The sequence below is a fragment of the Mesorhizobium sp. M1050 genome (genome assembly GCF_040318715.1).
Taxonomy (GTDB): Bacteria; Pseudomonadota; Alphaproteobacteria; order Rhizobiales; family Rhizobiaceae; genus Mesorhizobium.
Window position 1 is genome coordinate 25,644 of the sequence record NZ_JAMYMV010000037.1, and the last position, 22,772, is coordinate 48,415.

General features: G+C 63.5%; 25 protein-coding genes and 1 riboswitch. Of the genes, 4 read left to right on the top strand and 21 right to left on the bottom strand.

Annotation, left to right across the window (positions count from 1 at the left end):
* Nucleotides 1-28: 28 nt before the first annotated feature.
* The 15 genes from NKH57_RS19990 to NKH57_RS20060 form a co-directional block, all read right to left on the bottom strand.
* Nucleotides 29-928: an ABC transporter permease gene (locus NKH57_RS19990; protein WP_352831616.1), complete on the bottom strand. Its 900-nt coding sequence runs from the start codon at nucleotides 926-928 to the stop codon at nucleotides 29-31.
* 12 nt (nucleotides 929-940) lie between these two features.
* Nucleotides 941-1,777, bottom strand: coding sequence for an ABC transporter ATP-binding protein (locus tag NKH57_RS19995; protein WP_352946579.1), 837 nt, complete (start codon nucleotides 1,775-1,777; stop codon nucleotides 941-943).
* A 35-nt stretch (nucleotides 1,778-1,812) separates the two neighbouring features.
* Entirely contained in the window at nucleotides 1,813-2,139 is a 327-nt protein-coding gene (locus tag NKH57_RS20000) for a 4Fe-4S dicluster domain-containing protein (RefSeq protein WP_352946495.1), read from the bottom strand.
* Entirely contained in the window at nucleotides 2,136-3,761 is a 1,626-nt protein-coding gene (locus NKH57_RS20005; RefSeq protein WP_352946498.1) for an FAD-binding protein, read from the bottom strand. The genes NKH57_RS20000 and NKH57_RS20005 overlap by 4 nt, the downstream gene beginning before the upstream one ends.
* Before the next feature lie 38 nt (nucleotides 3,762-3,799).
* A complete protein-coding gene (locus tag NKH57_RS20010) occupies nucleotides 3,800-4,396 on the bottom strand; it encodes a thioredoxin family protein (RefSeq protein ID WP_023760998.1) in 597 nt (198 codons plus the stop codon).
* A gap of 362 nt (nucleotides 4,397-4,758) precedes the next feature.
* Nucleotides 4,759-5,217 carry an aconitase X swivel domain-containing protein gene (locus tag NKH57_RS20015; RefSeq protein WP_352946501.1) on the bottom strand — a complete coding sequence of 153 codons (459 nt, stop codon included), beginning with the start codon at nucleotides 5,215-5,217 and terminating at the stop codon, nucleotides 4,759-4,761.
* A complete protein-coding gene (locus NKH57_RS20020; protein ID WP_352946504.1) occupies nucleotides 5,214-6,464 on the bottom strand; it encodes an aconitase X in 1,251 nt (416 codons plus the stop codon). Before NKH57_RS20020 ends, NKH57_RS20015 begins: the two co-directional genes overlap by 4 nt.
* Nucleotides 6,465-6,676: 212 nt before the next feature.
* Nucleotides 6,677-7,741 (bottom strand): ABC transporter ATP-binding protein, encoded by a 1,065-nt coding sequence (locus NKH57_RS20025; RefSeq protein WP_352946507.1) that lies wholly within the window; start codon nucleotides 7,739-7,741, stop codon nucleotides 6,677-6,679.
* On the bottom strand, nucleotides 7,741-8,529 hold the full coding sequence (locus tag NKH57_RS20030; protein ID WP_352946510.1) for an ABC transporter permease: 789 nt from the start codon (nucleotides 8,527-8,529) through the stop codon (nucleotides 7,741-7,743). Before NKH57_RS20030 ends, NKH57_RS20025 begins: the two co-directional genes overlap by 1 nt.
* A complete protein-coding gene (locus NKH57_RS20035; protein WP_352946512.1) occupies nucleotides 8,529-9,392 on the bottom strand; it encodes an ABC transporter permease in 864 nt (287 codons plus the stop codon). Before NKH57_RS20035 ends, NKH57_RS20030 begins: the two co-directional genes overlap by 1 nt.
* A 68-nt stretch (nucleotides 9,393-9,460) precedes the next feature.
* Nucleotides 9,461-10,522, bottom strand: coding sequence for an ABC transporter substrate-binding protein (locus NKH57_RS20040; RefSeq protein ID WP_352946515.1), 1,062 nt, complete (start codon nucleotides 10,520-10,522; stop codon nucleotides 9,461-9,463).
* A gap of 55 nt (nucleotides 10,523-10,577) precedes the next feature.
* Nucleotides 10,578-11,549, bottom strand: a complete 972-nt coding sequence (locus NKH57_RS20045; RefSeq protein ID WP_352946518.1) for a PfkB family carbohydrate kinase — start codon at nucleotides 11,547-11,549, stop codon at nucleotides 10,578-10,580.
* The gene (locus tag NKH57_RS20050; protein ID WP_352946521.1) at nucleotides 11,546-12,586 is read right to left on the bottom strand and encodes an ADP-ribosylglycohydrolase family protein; all 1,041 of its coding nucleotides are present in this window, start codon (nucleotides 12,584-12,586) and stop codon (nucleotides 11,546-11,548) included. The genes NKH57_RS20045 and NKH57_RS20050 overlap by 4 nt, the downstream gene beginning before the upstream one ends.
* 3 nt (nucleotides 12,587-12,589) lie before the next feature.
* Nucleotides 12,590-13,315, bottom strand: a complete 726-nt coding sequence (locus NKH57_RS20055) for a GntR family transcriptional regulator (protein ID WP_352946524.1) — start codon at nucleotides 13,313-13,315, stop codon at nucleotides 12,590-12,592.
* Nucleotides 13,316-13,523: 208 nt separating this feature from the next.
* A complete protein-coding gene (locus NKH57_RS20060; protein ID WP_023761008.1) occupies nucleotides 13,524-13,793 on the bottom strand; it encodes a DUF982 domain-containing protein in 270 nt (89 codons plus the stop codon).
* Nucleotides 13,794-13,867: 74 nt separating this feature from the next.
* Here NKH57_RS20060 and NKH57_RS20065 point away from each other — a divergent pair, with 74 nt between their 5' ends.
* Nucleotides 13,868-14,125 (top strand): hypothetical protein, encoded by a 258-nt coding sequence (locus NKH57_RS20065; RefSeq protein ID WP_352601963.1) that lies wholly within the window; start codon nucleotides 13,868-13,870, stop codon nucleotides 14,123-14,125.
* 411 nt (nucleotides 14,126-14,536) lie between these two features.
* On the opposite strand, the gene NKH57_RS20070 is transcribed toward NKH57_RS20065, so the two are convergent.
* On the bottom strand, nucleotides 14,537-15,172 hold the full coding sequence (locus NKH57_RS20070) for a methyltransferase family protein (RefSeq protein ID WP_352601965.1): 636 nt from the start codon (nucleotides 15,170-15,172) through the stop codon (nucleotides 14,537-14,539).
* Nucleotides 15,173-15,494: 322 nt separating this feature from the next.
* On the opposite strand from NKH57_RS20070, the gene NKH57_RS20075 reads away from it, so the two are divergent.
* Nucleotides 15,495-16,982: a tetratricopeptide repeat protein gene (locus NKH57_RS20075; RefSeq protein WP_352946528.1), complete on the top strand. Its 1,488-nt coding sequence runs from the start codon at nucleotides 15,495-15,497 to the stop codon at nucleotides 16,980-16,982.
* Nucleotides 16,983-17,029: 47 nt separating this feature from the next.
* Complete coding sequence (locus NKH57_RS20080) at nucleotides 17,030-17,785, top strand: hypothetical protein (protein WP_245266796.1); 756 nt, start codon at nucleotides 17,030-17,032, stop codon at nucleotides 17,783-17,785.
* A gap of 105 nt (nucleotides 17,786-17,890) precedes the next feature.
* Here NKH57_RS20080 and NKH57_RS20085 read toward each other — a convergent pair whose 3' ends face one another.
* From NKH57_RS20085 to NKH57_RS20100, 4 genes are all read right to left on the bottom strand, one after another.
* The gene (locus tag NKH57_RS20085; RefSeq protein ID WP_352946531.1) at nucleotides 17,891-18,913 is read right to left on the bottom strand and encodes an ABC transporter substrate-binding protein; all 1,023 of its coding nucleotides are present in this window, start codon (nucleotides 18,911-18,913) and stop codon (nucleotides 17,891-17,893) included.
* Nucleotides 18,906-19,673: an ABC transporter ATP-binding protein gene (locus tag NKH57_RS20090; protein ID WP_352946534.1), complete on the bottom strand. Its 768-nt coding sequence runs from the start codon at nucleotides 19,671-19,673 to the stop codon at nucleotides 18,906-18,908. Before NKH57_RS20090 ends, NKH57_RS20085 begins: the two co-directional genes overlap by 8 nt.
* Nucleotides 19,670-20,500, bottom strand: coding sequence for an ABC transporter permease (locus NKH57_RS20095; RefSeq protein WP_352946537.1), 831 nt, complete (start codon nucleotides 20,498-20,500; stop codon nucleotides 19,670-19,672). Before NKH57_RS20095 ends, NKH57_RS20090 begins: the two co-directional genes overlap by 4 nt.
* A 14-nt stretch (nucleotides 20,501-20,514) precedes the next feature.
* Nucleotides 20,515-21,123 carry a YkoF family thiamine/hydroxymethylpyrimidine-binding protein gene (locus tag NKH57_RS20100; protein ID WP_352946540.1) on the bottom strand — a complete coding sequence of 203 codons (609 nt, stop codon included), beginning with the start codon at nucleotides 21,121-21,123 and terminating at the stop codon, nucleotides 20,515-20,517.
* Nucleotides 21,114-21,227, bottom strand: a riboswitch (TPP riboswitch). Its footprint overlaps the gene before it by 10 nt.
* 215 nt (nucleotides 21,228-21,442) lie before the next feature.
* Here NKH57_RS20100 and NKH57_RS20105 point away from each other — a divergent pair.
* Nucleotides 21,443-21,778 (top strand): hypothetical protein, encoded by a 336-nt coding sequence (locus tag NKH57_RS20105; RefSeq protein WP_023761017.1) that lies wholly within the window; start codon nucleotides 21,443-21,445, stop codon nucleotides 21,776-21,778.
* Between the two features lie 356 nt (nucleotides 21,779-22,134).
* Here NKH57_RS20105 and msrA read toward each other — a convergent pair whose 3' ends face one another.
* Complete coding sequence (gene msrA / locus NKH57_RS20110; protein ID WP_352601975.1) at nucleotides 22,135-22,653, bottom strand: peptide-methionine (S)-S-oxide reductase MsrA; 519 nt, start codon at nucleotides 22,651-22,653, stop codon at nucleotides 22,135-22,137.
* Between the last annotated feature and the right edge of the window lie 119 nt (nucleotides 22,654-22,772).

Here is a 22,772-nt window from a genome sequence, read left to right on the forward strand (position 1 = left end):
TCCTTCCTGATTTGGATGAATGAGGGGCTTAAATGAGCGAAGTCTCGGACTGGCTCTTCCAGGCGGTCGCCCAACGTTCGAACCAGACGAGCAGGTAGTTGACGGTCAGCCCGATGACGGTGAGCGTCAGGATGCCGGCGTACATGTCGGCCGTTTCCATCATCAGCTGTGAGTTCTGGATGAGGAAACCGAGGCCGGATTTGGCCGCCAGCATCTCGGCGCCGATGACGGCGAACAGCGAGGATTTCACCGCCAGCCGCGCGCCGGCGACGATCGAGGGTATGCTGGCCGGCAGGATGACCTTCCGGAACAGATCAAAATCGGACGTGCCCATCGAACGCGCCGCCTTGATCAGCAGCGGATCGACCGACTTGACGCCGCTGATCGTGTTGACGAGGAGAAAGAAAACCGAGGAATAGAAGGTGATCGCAACCTTCGATTCCTCGCCTATGCCGAGCAAAAGAATGAACACCGGCAGCAGCGCGAATTGCGAGGTGTTGCGCAGCGTCTGCACCAGGAGATCGCTGACCTTCTCGAACAGCGAATAGCGCCCCATCAACAGGCCGAGCGGAATGGCGACAACCACGCCGAGAGCGAAACCGATCGCCGCGCGCTGCAGGCTGATGCCGATGTGCTCGACCAGCACGCCCGAGGCGAGCAGGGCCCACCAGGCGACCAGCACCTCGCTCAGCGGCGGAAAGAAGATGCGGTTCAGCCAGCCGAGCCGTGGCGCGATCTCCCACAGCAGGAAGAACAGGCCGAGCAGCGGCAGGCCGTAGACAAAGGTGCCGTGGCTCGCTTTCTTGCGCCGGACTTTGGCGCTGTGAGCCTTGATAGCGGGGACTCTGGCGGCGGCTACCGTTTCGCCAGCTCCGGCAAACAGATCAAGCGCTCCAGCGGTGCCAAACTTTTCGGTCAGATAAGCCATGGGTCCAGCTCCTCAGTGACTGAAGGCTGGCGACAGGGTCCAGTCCTTCTGCGCCTTGTTGACCTCGTCGCGCAGCACATCCCAGACGCGGGCGCGATAGGTGTTGAATTCAGCGCTGGCGCGGATGTCGCCATCGCGCGGCCGTGGCAGGTCGATGTCGATGATCTCTTTCACTGTGCCCGGCCGCGCCGTCATCACTACGACGCGGTCGGCAAGGAAGATTGCCTCGTCGATCGAGTGCGTGACGAAGATCACCGTCGTCTTGATCTTGCCCCAGATCCGCAAGAGTTCGCCTTGCAGCAGCTCGCGCGTCTGCTGGTCGAGCGCCGCGAACGGCTCGTCCATCAGCAGCACTTCCGGATTGCTGGCCAGCGCACGCGCGATCGCCACACGCTGCTGCATGCCGCCCGACAGCTGGTTGGGGAAACGGTCTTCGAAGCCGGCAAGGCCGAACAGCGCCAACAGATGGTGGGCAGTAGCGGTGCGTTCCGCCTTGGCGACGCCGCGCACTTCCAGTGCATATTCGATGTTGGCCACCGCCGTGCGCCAGGGAAACAACGCATATTGCTGGAAGACATAGCCGGTCTTGGGATCGGGCCTGGTGATCCGCCGGCCGTCGAGCTGGACGTCGCCACCGGTCGCCTGCGTCAGCCCCCCGATGATGTCGAGCAGCACGGACTTGCCCGAGCCGCTGGGTCCGACCAGCGTGATGAACTCGCCCTTGCGGATGGAAAGATCGACGCCATCGAGCACGGTGACGCGGTCCGTCGCCTCGCCGTCGACGGTGACGAACTGCCCCGGCTTGAGCTGGAAGGTCTTGCTGATGTCGCTGACGACGATGCGGTCCATGTTTGGGCGGCGGTCCATGTCTGTCTCCGATCGGTTCACTGCGCCACGCGGATGCGGTGCGTCGGGTCGAACTCCGAGCCGCCGGCTTTGCCGCGCTTCCAGCCGAGGGCGCGGGCATAGGAGCCGAACAGTTGGCGCGCATCGGCCTCCGCCTCGGTGATGCCGGTCGGCCCTTCGGCGAATTCGGCGACGTAAAGCGCGTCGGTCGGGCAATAGATCTCGCAGAGGAAGCAGGTCTGGCAGTCCTCCTGGCGGGCGATCACCGGCACGCCGTTGTCGGTCGCGTCGAAGACGTTGGCCGGGCACACCTTGACGCAGATGTCGCATTCCACGCAGCGCGTGGCCGAGACGATCTCGATCATGACGCCAGCTCCGCCAGCCGCTCGGAGGCGCCTGCTATGCGGAACTCATCGACGCCGGTGATGACCAGCCGAAGCGCGAAGGCCGGGCTCTTGCCTGGCAGATCGGTACGGCGATGCATGCCGCGGCTCTCGGTGCGGTGCAGGGCGGCGGCCACCGACCAGCGCCCGGCAGCCGCAATCGATGCCGCCTCGCGGGTGCGGACCCGGTCGAGCCCCTCGCCCTGCAGATGGTCGCGTACGTCGCGCCAGACGCCCTCCAGCCGCTCGCTGCTTTTCTCCAGGCCCTCGCCAGAGCGGAAGAAATTCTTGTCGAGCGGCGTGACTTCGCTACGCACCGCCTCGATGATTTCGCCTGCCGATATGTCGGCGCGCGGCGTTGCCGCCGGGCGCAACCCAGCCTGGCCGAGCGACTGCGCAGCACTGCGAAACGCCTTACCGTTTCGACGCTTGGCATGGGTAGAGGCGCCCTTGCCGGCCCACCAGCCGCTGGCCAGCGCCCAGGACGAATTGACGGCGCCGCCACCCGAAACAGCCCCGGTCATGATCTCTCGGCTGGCGGCATCGCCGGCAACGTAGAGGCCGGGCACGCCGGTGGCGCAGTCGTCGGAGACGATATCGATGCCGCCCGTGCCGCGCACCGTGCCTTCAGCGCGCAAGGTGATGCGGAACAGTTCGCTGAACGGATCGATGCCGGCGCGGTCATAGGGCACGAAGCAATTCGGTTGGCCCTGGCGCAACCAGCCTTGCAACGCCGGTTCGGCCTGATCGAGCCGCGCATAGACAGGGCCGTCGATCAGCGCTCGCGCCACTTCCTCCTCGCGGTCGCCGATGCCGTTGCGCAACGGCTCGCCGGTCGGCCCGAGGATCGGCGAACCGTCCTCGCGATGGAACGACGCCCAGCGGAACGGCAGCCCCTTGTTCAGCGAAGAGCCATAGGGTGCCAGCGTGTACTTGCCGGTGAACTCCATGCCCGACAGGCTGGCGCCGGCTTCCGCCGCCATCAGATAGCCGTCGCCGGTGAGCCCGGTCGCGCCCAGAATGCGCTCGCGGAAGGCGCAGCCGCCGGTCGCCAGCACCACGGCATTGGCGTCGACGCGCCAGTCCTGGCCAACCTGCCTGGCGACACCGGCGGCCCCGACGATGGCGTCGTCATCCGACAGCAATTCAAGCGCGGGATGGTGGTCGAGCACTGTGACGCCAGCCAGGAGCACGCGGCGGCGCATGAAGCGCATATAGTCCGGGCCGCGCAGATTGGCGATATAGAGGCGTCCGTCATCCTCGCTCGGAAACGGATAGCCCCATTCGGACAGCCTGAGCAGATTGCGGTAGGCGGTGTCGACGCAGCGCAGCATCCAGCGCGGGTCGGCGAGTTCGCCGGTGCGCTGCCAGCGCCGCTCGACGACGGCATGCCTGTTGTCACCCGGCGGCACGCACCAGGTGCCGGTGTTGGACGGCGCCGTGGCGCCGCTGGTGCCGAGATAGCCCTTGTCGGCCAGGACCACCTTGGCGCCGCTTTCGGCAGCAGCGACAGCCGCCCAGGCAGCCGACGGCCCGCCGCCCAGCACCAGCACATCGGCTTGGAGGTGCAAGCTGTCGGAAGCGGATTTTTGCGACTTGGGCATAGATGCTCGGTGACTGAGTTCGCGACAGCGCGAGAGGGCTACGCAGCGCGATCGGCGTTTGCGAACCACACCGGCTCGTTGCCGGCGCTCCACTTGATGTTGCAGCCGATCGACGGCACCTGTTCGGCAGTGGGCCTGCCGCCCTCCAGCACCGTGTCGACCGCCGCGCGCAGATCGGCACCGGTCACCGGCTTGCCATTGCCGGGCCGCGCATCGTCGAACTGGCCGTGATAGGCGAGCCGCCGGTCGGCATCGAACAGGAAGAAGTCGGGCGTGCAGGCCGCGCCATAGGCTTTGGCCGTCTGCTGCGAAGCGTCCTTGAGATAGGGGAAGGAATAGCCGATTGTTTCAGCCTCCTCGCCGATGCGGGCAAGCGTCTCCTCGGGATGCGCCTCATGATCGTTGGCGTTGATCGCCACCACTTGCAGCCCCTTGCCGGCATACTCCTTGGCGAAAGCGGCAAACTGATCGCGGATCAGTACGACGAACGGGCAGCGGTTGGAGATGAAGGCGACGAGCAAGGCCGGCTTGGCATCGAAATCGGCGAGCCGGTGCAGCACGCCTTGCGCGTCGGGCAACAGGAAATCGGCGGCCCTGGTGCCAAGCTCGATCGGGTTGGATTCTGTCTTCGGCATAGATGCGCTCCCCCAATTTTTGCGGCCGGTTTTTACAAAGCCAACGTGCGAGCGTTTAAGCGTCCGTAGTTAGTCTATGAATTTAGTATAATTATAGGCCGAAGAACACATTCACGGTCAACCGCGTGGCTTGGAATATCGTGCCAATGTTTCGAGCCGAGCCGGCACGTTTGTCCAAGCAGGGGCCCATCTGAAGAAATCCGGACGGATGAGGTTGTATTGAGGCCCCAGGGTCCGCCCGCGCGACGATGCCATCGCAGACACGCCGAACGTCAGGGCACCATCATCCTTACGGATAAAGCGCCCTGCCAGGATCGCATCTAATGTGCGCGGGCCAAAGCCGATGAGACGCTGGCCGCTGCCTACTGGCGGCGTGGCGCTGCGGGATTGATGGTTGGCCGAATGCTGACGATCGCAGCACCGTCCTCGCCGATACCAATCATGATCCTGTCGCCGGAGGCTATGCCGGCAATGTCGCACGCCACCAGCGGCATGCGGATCTCATAGAGAAATTCGGCAACGATCGCGCCAAGCGCCAGGATCGGATCCTGCCGCTCCAGGAGCATGCCGGCCGGCGCGGTGCCCCTGCGGATCGCCTCGGCCAGGACCGAAGATGAGGACGACGAGCCACGCCCGCTCGGCATGACCAGGATCTTGCCGGCGACATTCTGGCCAAGCCCAGGATGCGAATGGTCCGTTATGTCGCCAGTTTCGGCATTGATGCCGCCCCAGAAGCTAAGCGGCTGCGAGAACACCAGCGCCTGACCCTCGGCCGCGCCCGCCAACTGGAAAGTGCCGGTTCGCTCCACCGGTCGCGTCATGAGGCGGTCCGCACGACATGGCCGGCCGCCGCCGAACGGATGCAGTCCTTCATCTCGGCGAAGGCGACGGATACGCCGATATTGCCGGGCGCATAATGCGCCCATTTGCCGGAATTGGTCATCACCACGCCGTCGAGGCGCTGAAGGATCGCAGTGACATAGGTGCAGGTATCGGCGACCGGGATCAGGCCGAACGCCTCCATGCCATCAAGCGCCCCCTCCGCCTGCAGTCGCGTCAGGGTAGCTCGGCCGGTGTTGACATAGATCGGAATGTGCCTGCCCGGTGCGATCTCGCGCAGCAACGGCAGCAGCCGCATCCATTCCTCATGCGAAAAATGCGGCGTGCCGAGCGACACCGCCGCCAGCGGCGCGCCGTCGGGTACGCTCGACAGCCGAGCCAGCGACTGATCGATATCGGCGCGGGTGATGCGGATCGTCTCCTCTGGGACATGACCGTGGAAGGCCTCGTCGAGCGTCCTGGCTTCCGGGGTGACGCCGACCGCATGGAACAGCGCCACCGCTCCGGTCGTTGCCGCCGCCGCGCCTAGCGCCTTCAACTGGTCCTCGTCGCGCGGCTGCGGCAGGCCGGCAATCACCGGAATGCGGTCGCCGCTCGCTTGCCCGATCACGAGCCCGATGCCGACGAACAGACTGTCGCTCGGCTCCAAGTCGGGAATGGCCAGCTCGAACAGGATTCGGCCGCGCCGGTTCTCACTCAGATGCAGGCCCCAGGCCGGCGCCCGTCCGGTCATGGCGCAGCACAAATCGATGAAATCGCCATAGCGGTTGGTCCGCGCGCCGATCACCGAATTGGCAAAGACGATGGCGTTGGATTCGCCCCACGCGATCTGCTGGCCGAAGTCTGGCCGGAACCGTGTCTGATAGGGTGCGCAGGTGAAGGTCGCCTGGCAGCCGAGCTCCAGATGCGCCTTCATCAGCCGCCGCGCCGGCACCTCTTCCGCCGCCGGCATCTTCACCATGCCGGGATGGATGAGATCGAAAGAGCCGACGTTCAATGTCGTCGGCACCTGGACGCGGCCGCCGCCCTCGACCAGCCGCTCGACGAAATCGAGACCGGCCTTGCCGTGGTAGAGACAGCCATCGATATGGGCGCCGGCAATGTCGAGCAAGCTGCCTGCCCCGACCGCATTGGAAAAAGCGACCAGGATTTTCATGGCAGCGGCTGCGGACGGGCCTTGCTCGCCGTCGAGCATGGATCGGTCGTGCGCACTCAGTTCAAGCGTCATCGCAGCTCCGGGCTCGTTATCGGAAAGGACGGAGGGACAGCACCCCCCTCTGCCTTGCCAGGCATCTCCCCCGCAAGGGGGGAGATTGGCTCTCATATCCGCCTTCGCAAATTCCCAACGCTTCGGGAAGAGCATCGGCGCTGAAGCTGCCGATCTCCCCCCTTGCGGGGGAGATGCCCGGCAGGGCAGAGGGGGGTGTGACGGAACGCTGTCTAACCCGCAATCAGCACCGTACTCTCAGGCGACCAGCGCAGCACCACCTGCTGGCCCTCCGCCAGTCTGTCGGCGCCGGTGTTCTGCACGATCACTTTCAGCATCTGGCCCTCGCGCTCGACGAAATACGTGCTGTTGTTGCCGGCGAAGATGCGCTTGGAAACCTGCCCCTTGAGCACGTTCGAATTGGCCGCATCCGAAGCCCCGCCATCCGTCGCGATGCGGATGCGTTCGGGCCGCACGGCACAGCTCGCCTTGGCGCCGGCGGCAAGCTTTGCACCCACGCCCGAGGCAATCGCCGTGCCGTCCGGCAGCCGGATGCCGTTGCCAGTGCTGTCGCCGCGAAAGATGTTGGCGTCGCCGAGGAACGTTGCGGCGAACTCGCTCTTCGGCCGGTCGTAGATCTCCTCCGGTGGCCCTTCCTGCACCAGCCTGCCGTCGCGCAGGATGCCGATGCGGTCGCTCATCGTCAGCGCCTCTTCCTGGTCGTGGGTGACGAAGATGGTGGTGATGCCGATCTCGCGCTGGATGCGCTTGAGCTCGATCTGCATGTCGACGCGCAACGCCTTGTCCAGCGCGCCCAACGGCTCATCGAGCAGCAGCACGCGCGGCTTGGTGACGATGGCGCGGGCGAGCGCGACGCGCTGGCGCTGCCCCCCGGAGAGTTGGTGCGGACGGCGACCGCCGAGTTTGCCGAGTTGCACGAGATCGAGAGCGCGCTGCACCTCTAGAGCAATCACCGCCTTGGCCTCGCCGCGCACCGACAGGCCGAAGGCGACATTGTCGGCGACGCTCATATTGGGAAACAGCGCATAGTTCTGGAACACCATGCCGATGCGACGCCTTTTGACCGGCACCCGCTCGACGCTCTCGCCGCCGATGGTGATGCGGCCTGAATCGGGGAAATCGAAGCCGGCAATCTGCCGCAGCAGTGTGGTCTTGCCGCTTCCCGATGGCCCGAGCAGCGCATAAAAACCGCCATCGGCGAAGTCGATGGAAACGTCGTCGAGCGCCTTGTGTGCCCCAAAACTGCGCGAGATGTTCGATACCTGCACGCCGGCCATTATTTCTCTCCGCCGAATTTGAAGAACCGCGCCGTCAGCAGCATCAGCGCCATCGACACGACGATGATGATCGTCGAGACCGCATTGATCTCGGGCGTGAAACCCTTGCGGATTGCGGCGTAGATTTCGACCGGCAGTGTTGTCTGCCCCGGCGTCGCCAGGAAATAGGACACCACGAACTGGTCGAACGAGACGGCGAACGCGAACAATCCGCCGGCAATGACGCCAGGCATGATCCAGGGCAGCGTGACGCGTCTTGTCACCTGCCATTGGTTGGCACCGAGGGACCGCGCCGCCTCCTCCAGCTCCGGCGCGAAGGTCTGCAGCCGGGCCGAGACGACGACGATGACATAGGGCAGCGCCAGCGCGACGTGGCCGAGAAGGATCGCGTGCAGGCCGCGGCCGATGCCGACGCCGAAGAAAAAGATCAGCATCGCTGTGCCGGTGATGAGCCACGGTATGGCGATCGGCGGAAACAGCAGCGCCTGCAGGAATTTCTTGCCGCGAAATTCATGGCGATAGAGCGCCAATGATGCCGCCGAGCCGAGCACTGTGCAGATGACGGTGGTGATGACCGCGATTTCGACGCTGTTCCAGGTGGCGGCGATCAGCTGGTCGTTTTGCCACAGCGAGGCGTACCATTCGGTCGTCCATTCGAATGGCAATTGGTAGAAGGGCGAGACGTTGAACGACATCAGCGCCATGATGATGATCGGCAGATAGAGAAAGGCGAGCAGCAGTCCGATGTAGAACCGGCCGAGCCCTTCGAGGATGCGGGTGGTCGCCATCACGCGGCTCTCCGCAACGCCGGCGACGCCACCGCCAGGATGACCAGCACCACCGCCAGCAAAATGAAGGACAGCGCGGCACCCAGCGGCCAGTTGAACACGGCGACGAACTGGTCCTCGATGACCGTGCCGTAGAAGGTGCCGGTGCGGCCGCCGAGGATACGCGGTTCCATGAACGAGCCGACGACCGGCACGAAGATCAGGGCGGCACCCGCCACCAGCCCCGGCATCGACAGCGGGACGATCACCCGCTTCAAGACCTGCAGCCGTGAGGCGCCAAGCGAGCGTCCGGCCTCGATCAGCGAGTCGTCGATGGCCTGCAGCGTGAGATAACAGGTCAGCACCATGTAGGGCACATAGGAATGCACCAGCCCGATGATGACGGCCGGATAGGAATACATCAGGTCGATGTTGACCTTGAACGGCAGCATGGTGTTGAGCGCGGTGTCGAGAATGCCGCCCTCGCGTAGCACCATCGCCCAGGAGAAGATGCGCACCAGTCCGTTCGACCAGAATGGCAGGATGACGAGCAGGAAGATCGCCTCGCGGCTGCGCCCCTTCAGCACTTTGGCGAGCACGTAAGCCGCGGGATAGCCGATGATGACGCACCACAGCGTCACCTCGAGACCGAGGCGCAGCGAGGCCAGCAGCAGCGTCAGATAGAGGCTTTGCGAGAAGAAGGCGGCATAGTTGCCAAGGGTGAAGGCCCACGGTTTTCCCGACAGCGGCAGCTCGGTCATGAACGAGAAGAAGACCATGGCCGAGAGCGGCAGGAAGATCGCCACAGTCAGCCAGAGATAGGCAGGCGCCAGCAGCGGCAATGCCAATCTCAGCCCGCTGCGCGATGCTGTTGCAGCTGCCATGAAAGCCTTCTCTCCCCAGATTGGAAGAACCAACCGGCGCGAACCGCCGGTTGGTTCCGATGCCGACTTTATTTCACGTCGACCTTGAGCTGCTGCCACAGCGCCAGATAGGCTTCGCGCTGCGCGTCGGTAATGGGCGCCTGGAACTGGATGCGCTTGGCCACTTCGGGATCACCCATGATCTTGCGGTTGAAGGCATCTTCGGGCAGCGCTTCCACCGCCTTGGTGTTGGCCGAGACCGGCGCGCCGACCTTGGTGACCCATTCGACGTAGAATTTCGGATCGATCATGTAGTTGATGAAGGCTTCGGCCCCGGCGACGTTCTTGGCGCCGACCGGAATGGAAAAGGCGTCGAGCCAGGCGACGGCGCCTTCCTGCGGCACGACCAGCGAGACCGGCAGCTTGAAATGCGTCTTGGCGCGATCGGCCGAGCCGCTCCAATAGGTGCCGATGTCGATCTGGTTGGAGGCGACCATCTGGTTCCAGTCGTTCTCCGAGCTCCAGAAGGTCTTGATCTGCGGCATCAGCGAGGTGAGCTTCGCCTTGACGGCGTTCATATCCTTGATATCGTTGATGTTCTGGCCGGTGGCGATGGCGCCGAACTGCACCGCCTCGACAGCGTCGTCGCGAATGACGACGCGGCCCTTGTGCGCGGCATCCCACATTTCGGCGATGCTTGTCGGCGGCTTGTCGAAGGATTTGTCGTTGATGGCGAGCGCCGTCAGGCCCCACACCCACGGCACGCCATAGACCTTGCCATCATGGACGAGCATCGGCGATCCCGCCTTGTCCTTGTTGATATCGGCATAGTTCGGCAACTTGGAGACGTCGATGGGCTGGATCAGTTTCCCGGCCATCGCCTGGTCGTTGAAGGCGGCATTGATCATGACCACGTCGTAGAGGCCGGGATTGGTCCGGATCTTGGTCAGCATTTCCTGTTCGGAATTGAAGAAGTCGTTGACGACCTTGTTGCCGGTCGCCTTTTCGAAAGCCTCTACGGCCCACGGCTCGTCGGTGCCGTAGCCCTTCCAGTTGAGCACATGCACTTCGTCGGCCTTGGCGGCGAACGCGAGTGCGGAGGTAAAGACGGCGGTCGCCGTCACAAGAGCAGTCAAGTCAGGCATGCGCATGGTTGGTTCCTCTCTGTGTTTGCCCGCTTCCCGGGCTTGTCAGGCTTTCCGGCAGTTATGCATTGGCCTTCTGTGTCCGGCCTGCCCCCGACGCGTCGGCGGCATGGCTCAGGAATGTCTGGATTTCGCGGTCGGTCGGCGCCGACGAGCCGCCATGGCGGGTAACCGAAATGGCGGCCGCCGCATTGGCGTAACGCGCCGCCTCGAAGGGCGGGGCGCCGCGCGCCAGCGAGCTGACGAAAGCCCCGATATGGGTGTCGCCGGCGCCGTTGGTGTCGATGGCGGTGACTGTGTAGCCGGCAATGGTCCGCGCTGGCCCGCCGGCCAACCGCAGGTGGCAGCCCTTTGCGCCGGAGCGGATAACCACGCCGGCAGCCCGCGGACAATGCTCGTCCAGAAGTCGTGCCGCGACAGCCTCGACATCGCCCGGGCCGGTGATCTCGGCCGCTTCCGTCGTGTTGCAGCTCAGCCATGTGGTGCGGGCAAGCACCCGCGACAGGATCTGGCGCGGAATGTCCGTGATGACCGGCGTCGGGTCGAAGACGAAAGGGGTTTCGTCCGGCAGCGACTCGATCCAGTCCGCCAGCGCGTCACGGCTTGCGGGGTAGCTCAGCGTGTAGCCGGAGGTGAACACCCAATCATCAGGCGCCACCGCGACCGGCGCCATCAATTCGAGGCTGAGCACACTTTCGGCTCCCGGCCACGACACGAAGGTGCGCTCGGCATCGCTCGAGATCATGGCGACGCAATTGCCGCTGTCCATCAAGGGCGATGGCGGTGTCAGTGTCGCGATGCCCTCGGCGGCGAAAGCGGCGCGCAGGAAGTCGCCATTCGGCCCGCTGCCGAGCTGGCCCCCGAAAACGACTTTCATCCCGGTGCGGCTGGCCGCGACCATCATGTTGAATCCGCCGCCGGCCACCCGGGCGAAGCTCGATGCCGTCTTCTCCATGCCGGGCGCCGGCAAGGCGTCGATGCGGTAGACATAGTCGACCACGGCACTACCGACATGGACGAGACGGCCATTCATGCCGCCGCGTCCTTGCCGGAGGCACTTTTCGCCACCCGTGCCGTCACGAGGTCGGCCGCAAGCGCGCGAACCTCTGACATGTCGATGCCCTTTAGCCGGGCGATGTGCTGTTGCGGCAGCCGGGAAAAGCCGGTGCAGGCGCCGGCCATGCCGGCCGCGATGGCGCCGATCGTGTCGGTATCACCGCCGAGATTGGCGCTGATGACCGCTGCTTTCCATGCATCGCCCCGGGCGACTTCCAGCACCGCGAAGGCAGCAGGAACGGATTCCTGGCTGGCGACGCCGGTGCCGACCAGATCGGTGATCAGCCGGATCGCATCCCTGATCGCCTTGCCGCGCACGATGTCCTGTGCCCAGACGATACGCGCGGCGATGTCGCCGCCGGTGACCCAATGGCCGAGCGTCGCCCCTCGCCTCGCCGCCGCGACAGCGCTGGCGGAAGCATCGCGCCAACCACCGCCGGCGACGCCGCGGCTGACAGCGGCGGCAACAGCGGCGGCGGAGGCGATGGCGATCGAGGTGTTGTGCGTGGCCCGGCAGGTCTCCGCCACCTTGTCGACGAATGCCCCCAATGGTTCGAGCGGCATCATGATGCCGACCGGGGCAATGCGCATGGCCGCACCGTTGGTGTCGCCACTGCGTCCCGCTTCCTCTGCAGGCACGCCATTGTTGATAGCGTCGATGGCACGCTTGGTCGACGGTCCCAAAAGATCATAGCTGCCGCGCGCCTTGACCGCGCGTTCCCAGTCGAGCAGCGCATTGACCCAGCGCTTATGGTCGAAGCGGTCGCCGGATTCGACGAGAATGCGGCCGAGCAGCAGCGCTTGTTCGGTATCGTCGGTGATGGTACCGGCAGCCAATCCCTTCGACACTGGATGATTGGCGAAAGGCGCGATGAAATCCTCGACATGGCCGTAGAGTTCGGCAATCCGGGCCGGCGACAAAAGCTGCGTCGGCATGCCGAGCGCATCTCCCAGCGCTCCGCCGACAAGCGCGCCCATGGCGCGATCGAGCGGGTCCTTGGCCGTGTCCGGCATCGCTCAGAACCTCATATGCAGCGCGAAATGCGCCGGGTTGAGCAGGCTGGTGACATATTCGATCGGCCGGTCGTCGACGGCGCGCGTCAACCGGCGGCCGCGCAGGAACGGCGTGCCTTGCGGGCAGCCGAGGATAGTGGCGTCCTCGGCGTTGAGCATCTCGATCTCCACCCATTCCTCGCCGTGGTCGGGAATGAGGCCGGCAGCGCGCAGCGTCTGGTGCAGCGAGCCCTCGCGCAATCCGCGCAACGGCACGTCCTCAAGCTCGGGTGACAATGGCAGCCGGCTGCGCTCGATGGAGATCGCATGGCCGTCGCTGGCGTTGGTACGCACCCGGTCGACGGCGATGAAGAACGGGCTTTCGATACCAAGCAGCGAAGCCAGATCGGCGTCCTCGATGACCTCCAGCCGCAGCGTCCGCGTCTCGGCGTTGGCGCCCGCATCGGCCAACGCCCGCGACCAGCCGATGGCGTCGTCGACCGGCTTGCCATCGAAAGTGACGAAGGAGCCGATTCCGACCTTGGTGGTGATCAGCCCGCGGCTGGACAGTTCCTCGAGGCCCTTGCGGACCGTATTGCGGCTGACGGAGAAGCGCTGGACGAGTTCGTTCTCGCTTTGCAGGCGGTCGCCGAAACCGAGAACGCCGGAGCGGATCTCATGTTCGAGAACCGTGGCGATCTGTTCGGGCTTGCCGGTGCCGGGAGACAGTTGAACCGCGCGCCGTTTCATATAGGTACCTGTTCAGTGAACCTGTATAATCCTGTTCAATACAGATCCACGGACGCCGTGTCAACATGACCTGAGGACGAGCAAACGGGCGCGGATTTTGGGGAACGCCTACAAAAAAGCGTCGACGACAGGCGGGCATACGGATTGCGAAGGCCGACCACCATCAAGAGGATAGCGCTGGTTCTTGATTCAATCCTGGCCGAACCCGTTACGGTATCGACACTTCACGGGGCTCAACGAGGATATCCGCCTCGATCGCGGCGTTGATGAATGCCGCCCGTGCCGCCGAGGCTTCTTTCTTCCCCTCAAGCACGGCCAGGCAGACCTTGCGAGCAACCATGTGCCGTTGCCCGGTTGCAACCGGCCAGCGGTTCATCAATATGTCGGCAGCCTGGGCGACCCGCTCCACGTTGAAGATCGAATTTCGCGATCGGCCGAGCGCAATCCGGACCGGCTCATCGAAACGCTGGTCTTGCACCACCCCACCTCCCGGAATCGAACGTGCCGACCCAATCCCCTGTATTGTGATAGGTTTCGCGCCAAAGGTGCAAGATGTCCGATTCCAGTGGCCAGAAAAATCCCAGGCTGATCGTCGTGGTCGCATTCGATCGCGGCGAGGACGACGACTTGTTTCCAGCCTTTGGACCCGCCGACCAGCAGAGCAAGGATCGCGCCATACGCACCGCCAGGGCTCTGGCGGCAAAGCATGCCGGCGTCATCGCCTGGAGCCGCGAGGCAGATCCGACGCTGGGCGAATATGGCCCGCCGAACACGCTCTTCGTCAGCGGCGATGTGCCTGACATGGAGTAATCGATCGGCGCCAGTACCTGACCCGAACCAAGCGTCCGGCGGCTAGGAGTGACGTTCCCCGGAAAACCGTTGCCCTCCTTGACGCTTGACGCAAGCGGCTCTTCGGCCGCCAAGCAAAAGCCCGCCACGGGCGAACCGGGGCGGGCCTTGGAGGAGGACAAGGTGTGGGACCCTCTCCTCTTGTTTCCACGGGGGGTGTGGACCGCGATTACTTTACGAAAATTCCCAAACGAGCCGGATCACAAACGGATCGTGGCACATCACAATCGGGTGCGTGCCGGCATCAAGGCGGTCACGAGATCGCGATCGCTCTTGATGACTGACGCTCTACTCCGACGATTGCGGCTGCGCCCATGGATGACGCCCAGGGCAACGCATAATGGCTGTGATCGCAGCCGATAGGCCTGCTTATCAGGCGATCCCGTAGAACAGCCTGTAGTGGACGCGCTTCATATAGTCCCGGTACTCCGGCGTGGCGGCCAGCAGCGCCTCTTCGCGCAGGATGCGATGCACCTGGAAGAAGGTGATCACGGCGTAGACGGCGAGATTGTAGAAGGAAAAGGCGGACAACAGGAACAGGACATGGCCGGCAAGGTAGCCGGCATAAATCGGGTGCCGCACCAGACGGTAGGCACCACCGGTCATCACACCGCGATTGCCCGGCAGAATGGCAAACGAACGCCCCAGAGATATCTTTCCCCAGATCACGAACCCCAACGCCAGGGCTTGCAGCGGCGCGGCGGCATAGACCGGGATGATGGCTGCCCCGGGCTCCAGGTCGATGAAGCCGACACCGAAGCTGGCGATCACGGAGACAACTGCCGTGAGCGGGTTCCAGTCGCGAACCTGCGGTCGCCGCGACAGAAGCAGCCAGGTAAAAGTCAGAACCTCGGAAATCGCCACCAGCGCCACGTTGAGGCGGGTCGGGTCGAGCATGAGGTGATACACGCCGCGGTAGACGAACATCCCCGCGAAAGCCAGCGCGCAGATCCGAAAGAAACCCTCCCGCAAATCGACCAGGATTTCGCGCTTCCGGGCCGCGGACAAGATCCTGTCGTCATTGATGTGCGAAAGGGTTTCGCTTTTTGATATGAGCAAGGCAAGCACCCCAATGATCCCTCGGGGCAACCTTTGCACGCAACCATTGCCGGGCGGTTAATCAACAAGATCAGATCAGCACTAAACGGGATATGACGCACCGAGGATGCAGCGCGAAGCGCGCCCTAGCGGCTCGCAAGAAGTCGGGCCGGCACCATGGCGGCAGGCAGGTCTGATCCATTCCGCTCTGCAATTTCTGCTTGCATTTTTGGAACAAATGACGAACAATAGGCAGATCACCGCTGAAGCGGGTATTCGGGGGGCCAGCGAAATGGCGCGTTGGAAAGGTGCGGGGCTGGCTGCCGCCGTAAGCGGATTATTCGCGCTGACGACAGCCCTTCCATGGGTGCGCTTGTCGCTGGAAAGCCTTGTCGTCCTCCTTATCCTGAACACATCCGCGCTCGCCACCGGCAAGGATTGCGCCGTCTGCTTCAGCGACCGCAAGGTCGGTGCCGATCAGCTCATCGCCGCCTGCACGCCGATTGCCGACGACAAGACGGCACCGTCGCGGAACCGTGTCATCGCCTATTTCCGTCGCGGCCTCGCCTGGGACGACAAGCATGATTACGACCGGTCGATCGCCGACTACAGCGAAGCGATCATGCTCGATGCCAGAGATGCCTCGGCCTACTTCAATCGCGGGGCTGCCTGGTACAACAAGGGGGAAAACGACCGCGCCATCGCTGACTTCAATGTCACAATCAGCCTCGAGCCTGGCTCCGGCGACGCCTACTACAGCCGTGGCCTGGCCTTCTTTCGCAAAGGCAAGACCGACGCGGCTATTATCGATTTCGAGCAGGCGCTCACTGTCGATCCGCAAAACCACAATGCGCGCAACAGTCTCGGCGCCACCTGGCAACGCAAGGGCGACCACGACAGGGCTATCACCGAATATGACGAGGCGATCCGCCTCGATCCACAAGGCGCCGCAGTGTATGTCAACAGAGGCATCGCCCACGCTTCCAAAGGCGACTACGACCTTGCGATAGCTGATTTCGACCATGCCATCAGCCTCGATCCGGAAAGCGTCGACGCCTACGCCAATCGAAGCGCTGCCTGGATTGGCAAGAGCGACTGGCCGCGCGCAGTTGCCGATGCCAATCGGGCGATTGGGCTCGCCCCCGACAGCGCGGACGGCTACTACAACAGGGCCGTCGCCTGGACGAATACAGGCGACAATGATCGCGCCATAGCTGATTTCGATAAGGTGATCGACCTCAACGCGAAGGATGCTGCCGCCTATTTCGGCCGCGCGCTCGCATTGACCCGCAAAGGCGATCGTGACCGCGCGACGGCCGACTGCCGAAAAGCCATGGAACTCGAACCACAACGGTCCGGCGCCTGCAACGAGCAGGTGACAGGCGGTGAAGCTCCGTCTGCGGATGCATCTATGGCCGCTCCCCAGCAGGACAATTCAGCGGCTATCGCCTGGAATCTGCAACGGGGGTTGAACCAGCAGATTCAAGGCTATGTCGGAGGCGCGATAGACTCGTTCAGCTTTGTAATCGGGCTCGATCCCAACAATGCCGAAGCCTATTACGATCGCGCCCTGGCCAGGGCGTCTGTAGGAGACAACGTGATTGCCGCTGCCGACTGCAGACAGGCAATCAAGCTCGATCCGAAACGGACAGGTACCTGCAACGAACAGGCCGCAGACGACAGGGTCCGGCCAGTCGAACCCGTTGCGTGGGAGGCCAAGGACAATCACAAGCGCGCCGAAGCCGACCGCAAGAAGGCGCGGACCCTCGGCGCGAACTAGACAGGTTCAGGGAGGGCCGGTGGATGGGACGTTGGAAAGGCTTTAGCGTGGCGGCGGTCGCCGCTTTGTCGTTTGTTGCGATAAAGGTATTGCCCTGGGCGCTCGGCTTTGCCGGCGGCAAATATCTTTACCAGACAGTGGCGGGTTCGCCCGATCCACAAATGCTGACCACAGCTCAGGTAAGCGAACAGATTGAAAGCCAAGGAAGCCAGATTTTCAAGGCAATCAAGCAGGAGTTTCCAGACGACTACGACGTCGTCGTGGAAAAAATCACGGCCGTGGCCAGACTTGGAAATGTCGATCAGGTGCGAAATGCGAGCAGGATGGCTGTCGCCGATCTCAGGCGAAGATACGCATCCCTGCTGTCCTCGGCTCCGGACGGCAAAGCCGCCGAAGCGCTGCGTGCACAATCGGATATGCTCAACCATGTCATGGCGCGGGAAACCGCTGCCATCTGCAACAACTACCTTCGTGAAGGGCCGGATGCACTCGGCACGCCGGACCAGGATTTCCTGATCGACATGGACAAGGTCGGCGCCACCCTGTTCCACGCTTTCGGCGCAGCGAAGAATGGCAGTCTGCCGGCCGCCGCTGCCAGCGACGGAGACTGGTCGCTGCTGGCCGACGCTTTCATCAACGCTGGCGGCACTCCCGCCGAGATGACTGCCATTGCCAATATGAGCCGGGAATTCGAAGGTCTCTGCCCAGCCGTAGCAAAACTCTACGCAGCCGCCCTGTCGCTGCAGGGTGAACCCGGGCGACACATCAAAACCACTCTGCTCTATGAGATCGTCCGGAATTGAATCGGTCGGGTCTGCTGATCTGTGGGTCTGACGTAAAGCTGCCGCACCTCGTGAGCTTCTTGGCTGGCCAGCCATTTCCTCGAAGGTCGAGAGCCGATTGGCTCCCTACCCCAGAGCTGAATTGCTGAAATACTTCGCGAAATCAGGGCGTTGCGTCAGAACTTTGCCATTGGCATCGCGCAGGATTCCGGATGCGAAGAGGTAGTCGCCGATCGCTTCCATCTTGGCCGGATCCATCGTCCCGATGGCGCCGCTTTGGCTGCGCAGATAATGGCCGTCGACCAGCATCTTCAGCGAAGCCTCGATCAGTGCCGGGTTGGTCAGCGTATCCTTGTTGGCGGCGATCAATAGGGCTGCCGCCTCCTCGCGATGATCAACCGCGAACTGGTAGCCGCGCCGCGTTGCCTGGACGAAGGCGGCAGCAGGTTTCGGATTTGCCTCGAGATAGGCTTCGCTCGAAGAGATCAGTGTCGTGTGCTCATCGGGCACGCCGTAGTCGGCATAGACGAAGCTGCGCTGCTTGATGCCTTTCAACTCGGCATCAACGCCTTCCCAGGTCGAGACTTCGAGCGTGAAGTCGACCGAACCGTTGGCCAGCGCCTCATAGGCCGAGGTACCCAGCGTCACCGTCTCGAAATTGCCCTTGCCGCCGTCGTGGCGGATGATGGAGCCGATTAGTGCGTTTTCCCAGGCGCTGCCGAAGCCGCCAAAGATCAGGCCGTCGAGATCCCGCGGCCTTTTGATCTCGCTGCGAGCCGCGTTGAAAACCACGCGGCCGGTTTCGGATTGCACCACCGCGTAGACGCCCTTCAGGTCGGCCCCGGCGGCTTTTTGGGTGAACAGGCTGATGCTGCCGTTGATGCCGAAATCGGCGACGCGGTTGGCAACCAGCGTGCCAGCCCCGGTATCGCTGTAAGGCAGGATCCCGACCTCGAGTCCAGCTTCGGAATAGAACCCCTTGTCGCGGGCGACGAACAGGCCGATGTGATTGGTGTTGACCGTCCAGTCGAGTGCGACGGTAACCTTTTGCGCCGCCGATTGTGCCCGGGCTCGCCCCGATCCGGCAAACAGCGGAAGGCCGGTGGCAAGGGTCAGCAGCAGTGCCTGCCGGCGCGTCAAGTCAGTCATGGTCGTTTCCTTTGGATGGGTTGGGGTTGAGGATGATGTCGAGGATCTCGGCCTCGAGCGCACTAGCCTGGCGCGCAGCGTCGCTGCCGAGGCTGCGCGGTCGCGGCAGCGGCACCTTGATTTCGCGCACGATGCGGGCCGGGCGCGCCGACAGCACATAGATGCGGTCGGACAGGAACACGGCTTCGCGCACATCATGGGTGATCAGGAGCGCCGTCCAGCGGTGATCCCGCCACATCCGCTCAAGCCAGCGCTGCATCGCGGTGCGCGTGAGCGCGTCGAGCGCGCCGAACGGTTCGTCGAGCAAAAGCATGTCGCGCTCCTGCACCACCGTGCGCAGCAGGGCCGTACGCTGGCGCATGCCGCCGGACAGTTGAGCAGGAAAATGCCGCTCGAAGCCAGCAAGCCCGAACTCGGCAAACAGCGGCGCAACACGTGCCCGCGCCGCCTTGCGCCCGATGCCCTGCACTTCGAGCCCCAGCGTCGTGTTGTCGAGGATGCGTCGCCACGGCATCAGCGCGTCGCGTTGCGGCATGAAGGCGAAATGCCTGCCGTGGTCATCGAGGGGAGCGCCGTCGAACAACATCTCGCCCTCGCCGTGCTCGGCGCCGGTCAGAAGCTGGAACAGCGTCGACTTGCCGGCGCCCGAGGGCCCAAGCACAGAGACGAACTCACCAGCGCCGACACTCAGCGATATATCGGCCAGCACGTCGAGCCCACCGAACGCCTTGCGCACATGCCGCAGTTCGAGCCGGCTCATCGCCGCTTCCCTGCGGTTTGCTTGCCCTCCCAAGGCATGGCAAGGCGCTGCAACAGTACGGTCAAGCCGAACAGGACAAGTGTAAGCGCTGCGCTGACGCCGACAGCGGCCAGCACCAGGTCGGGGCGGAAATTGTTCTTGGCGTTGAGCATATAGATGCCTAAGCCCTTCGCCGCACCCGCATATTCGGCGAAGATAGCGCCGACCACGGCATAGGTGATGGAGATCCTCAAGCCAGCAAAGAAGTAAGGCAGCGCCGAAGGCAGCCGTGCCAGCACGAAGACGCGCCAGCGCCCTGCCCCCATGGCGCGCAGCATCTGGCCGATCTCGGCCTCGGTCGACTCGTAACCCTCGACCAATGCCACCAGCATCGGAAAGAAGGTGACCAGCGCCACCAGCATGATCTTGGGCGCCAGTCCGAAGCCGAACCACAGCACCACCAGCGGCGCGATCGCCACCAGCGGCAATGTCTGGCTGACGATGAAGACGGGAAACAGCGCGCGGCGCAGCGGCTGGAAAAAGTCGACCAGTATCGATAGCGCAAAGGCGACGCTGAGCGAACAGGCAAAGCCAAGCAGCGTGGCGCGGATGGTCGGAATGGCGTTGTCGACCAACGCCTCGCGATTCAGCATCGCTTGCGCGAGGACGCGTGACGGCGCCGGCAGTGTCGTCGGCTTGATGCCGGAATAGGTGGCATAAAGCTCCCAGGCCAGCAGGAGCAGTCCGACCGACATCGTCACCGGTACCGCCTTGATAAGAAGGCTCGCGATCGGGCGCGAAGAAACTGGGGATGGGACCACGGCAGGTAACCTTTGACGGCCGCGCATAGGCGGCGGCTGTTTCAGACGGCCGACGGGCTGTTGGCTGAAACCGTGACGTCAAGGGTTACGTGGCCGGCACCCGGTCCGAAGCGGCAGAAGGCCGCGTCAAGCGCCGAAAAGATCGCGCCCGCATCACCGCCCAATTTCGTGCAGAAATGCTTGGAGCGCTCATAGACGCCCGACTGCTTGAGAAAATCGATGCAGCCGTAGATCTCATCCATATGGTCGTCGGTGCCCATCACATAGAGCGAGAACTGCGCTGCCGCCGGCTGGCCAGTCGAAGCCGCGCCGCGCACCGCCGCGATGGCCGCATCCCTGCGCGGGCCGAGTGGCCCGACAGGTCCGCCAAGGGCATCGGAGCGGCAGATCGGATCGTCCGGCTCGCCCGGGCAGCCGCGTGAGATGGTGGCTGACAGCACGCAATGTTTACCGCTGCGCGCCGCCGCCACGAAGAGGTCGCGCATGGCTGGAAACAGCACCTCGGGTGGCCCGACCAGCAGGGTCGAGATGTCGTCGGTCTCGATCCGGAGCTTGTCGCGATAGGGACCGAGCGCGCCCAGCGCGCCAAGGATGACGCCGACGAAATCGTCGGCCATGGGATATAGGGAAATCTGTGCGCCTGAAAACATGGCCCGCCTCGCTCCGCTGGTATTACCCAGATCAGCTTTTAGGGTCTGTGGGCTTGCCGCCCCCGTCTCAGCCCCGACCGTACGGAGCACCCCTGTGGATGCGCGGGTTAAAGCACCAATCAAACCGAAGTGAAAGCCATTTTTTCAGCGCGCTGCACCAAAAAGCATTGCGCCAGTGGTTCTTGGGTCGAAGACGCCGATGTTTCTGGAGCGAAATTTTATCGGGAACCTTCGCTGCCGCGACCGGTTGTCCCCATAGTCGCAAATGCGATCACCTTCGTAGAAACAAGCGACGAGTTCACAGAAATGGAGACAAACCATGTTCATGAAAATCCTCGCAGCTTCGGCTCTCACGATTGGTCTGGCCATGTCAGCCATGGCGCAAAGTGCCGGCAGCAATAACGCAAGTGGCGATGGCGCCGGCAGCGGGAAGTCGGTGACTGTGGAGCCGAACACCCCGGCTTCGCCGAATACGGTTAGGCCCGGTACTGTCGACCTCGGCATAACCAACAGCACGACCGGCATGCCCGGCGACATGAATTCGAACGCAGATCGAAATTGCCCGGCCGGCCCGCAGGGCGCGCAGCCTGACGCCACCCACACCTCGCCGGGCACCTCTGTGCCGACGGTCAACGATAACCACTGCGGTAAGTAGGCCATTGCCGGCAACCGAGGAAGCCGCGAGCGCATGCTCCGCGGCTTTTTTGGGCGCCCGCGGAACCGGGCACTCCTAAACAAGGCCAAGCTGGCATTATCGATCTTTTCAAGCGGGGCGCGGTCTCGCAGCCGCCAAGGGTCAACGTCATACCCAACGCAGCAGGCGTTACCCCCCGCAGCGTGTTCCTAGCCGCGCTTGATTTGCCACGTGGCGTGCTAAGATGGCGCAGTCCTTGATATCAGGCGCTCGACGGCTGCACCGAGGTGACAAGGCGCAGTGACCTGAAAGGGCTTGGCCTGCGACGAAGCCGCTCGACGGTCTCGTCGAGCCGGCACAGTCGCCGGTTGTGAAGTCTACGAAACAGCCTTTTCGCGAACCGGCAGCTTCCAGCCCGGCCTGACGAAGTGGCAGGTGTAGCCGTTGGGATATTTCTCCAGATAGTCCTGATGCTCAGGCTCGGCTTCCCAGAAGGGACCGACCGGCGCCACTTCGGTGACGACCTTGCCCGGCCACAGACCCGAGGCATCGACATCGGCGATAGTGTCCTCGGCGACGCGCTTCTGTTCGTCGCTGGTGTAATAGATCGCCGAGCGGTAACTCAGCCCGACATCGTTGCCCTGCCGGTTGCGGGTCGTCGGATCATGGATCTGGAAAAAGCGCTCCAGCAGCGTGCGATAGCTGATGATGGCCGGGTCGAAATTGATCTCGATGGCTTCGGCGTGGGTGCCGTGGTTGCGATAGGTGGCATTGGGCACGTCGCCGCCGCTATAGCCGACACGGGTGGAGATGACGCCGGGATAGCGCCGTATCAAATCCTGCATGCCCCAGAAACAGCCGCCGGCAAGAACTGCACGTTCGGTCGAAGTCGCCATATCACGTCTCCTCAAAAGCAATTCCACGAAAAGCGTGTAGCGATTTTCCGTCTGGAATTGCGCAAAATCAACTTGGATCTCCCATAAATGGGCATTGTCTCTTGCTCCGTCCAGCGGAC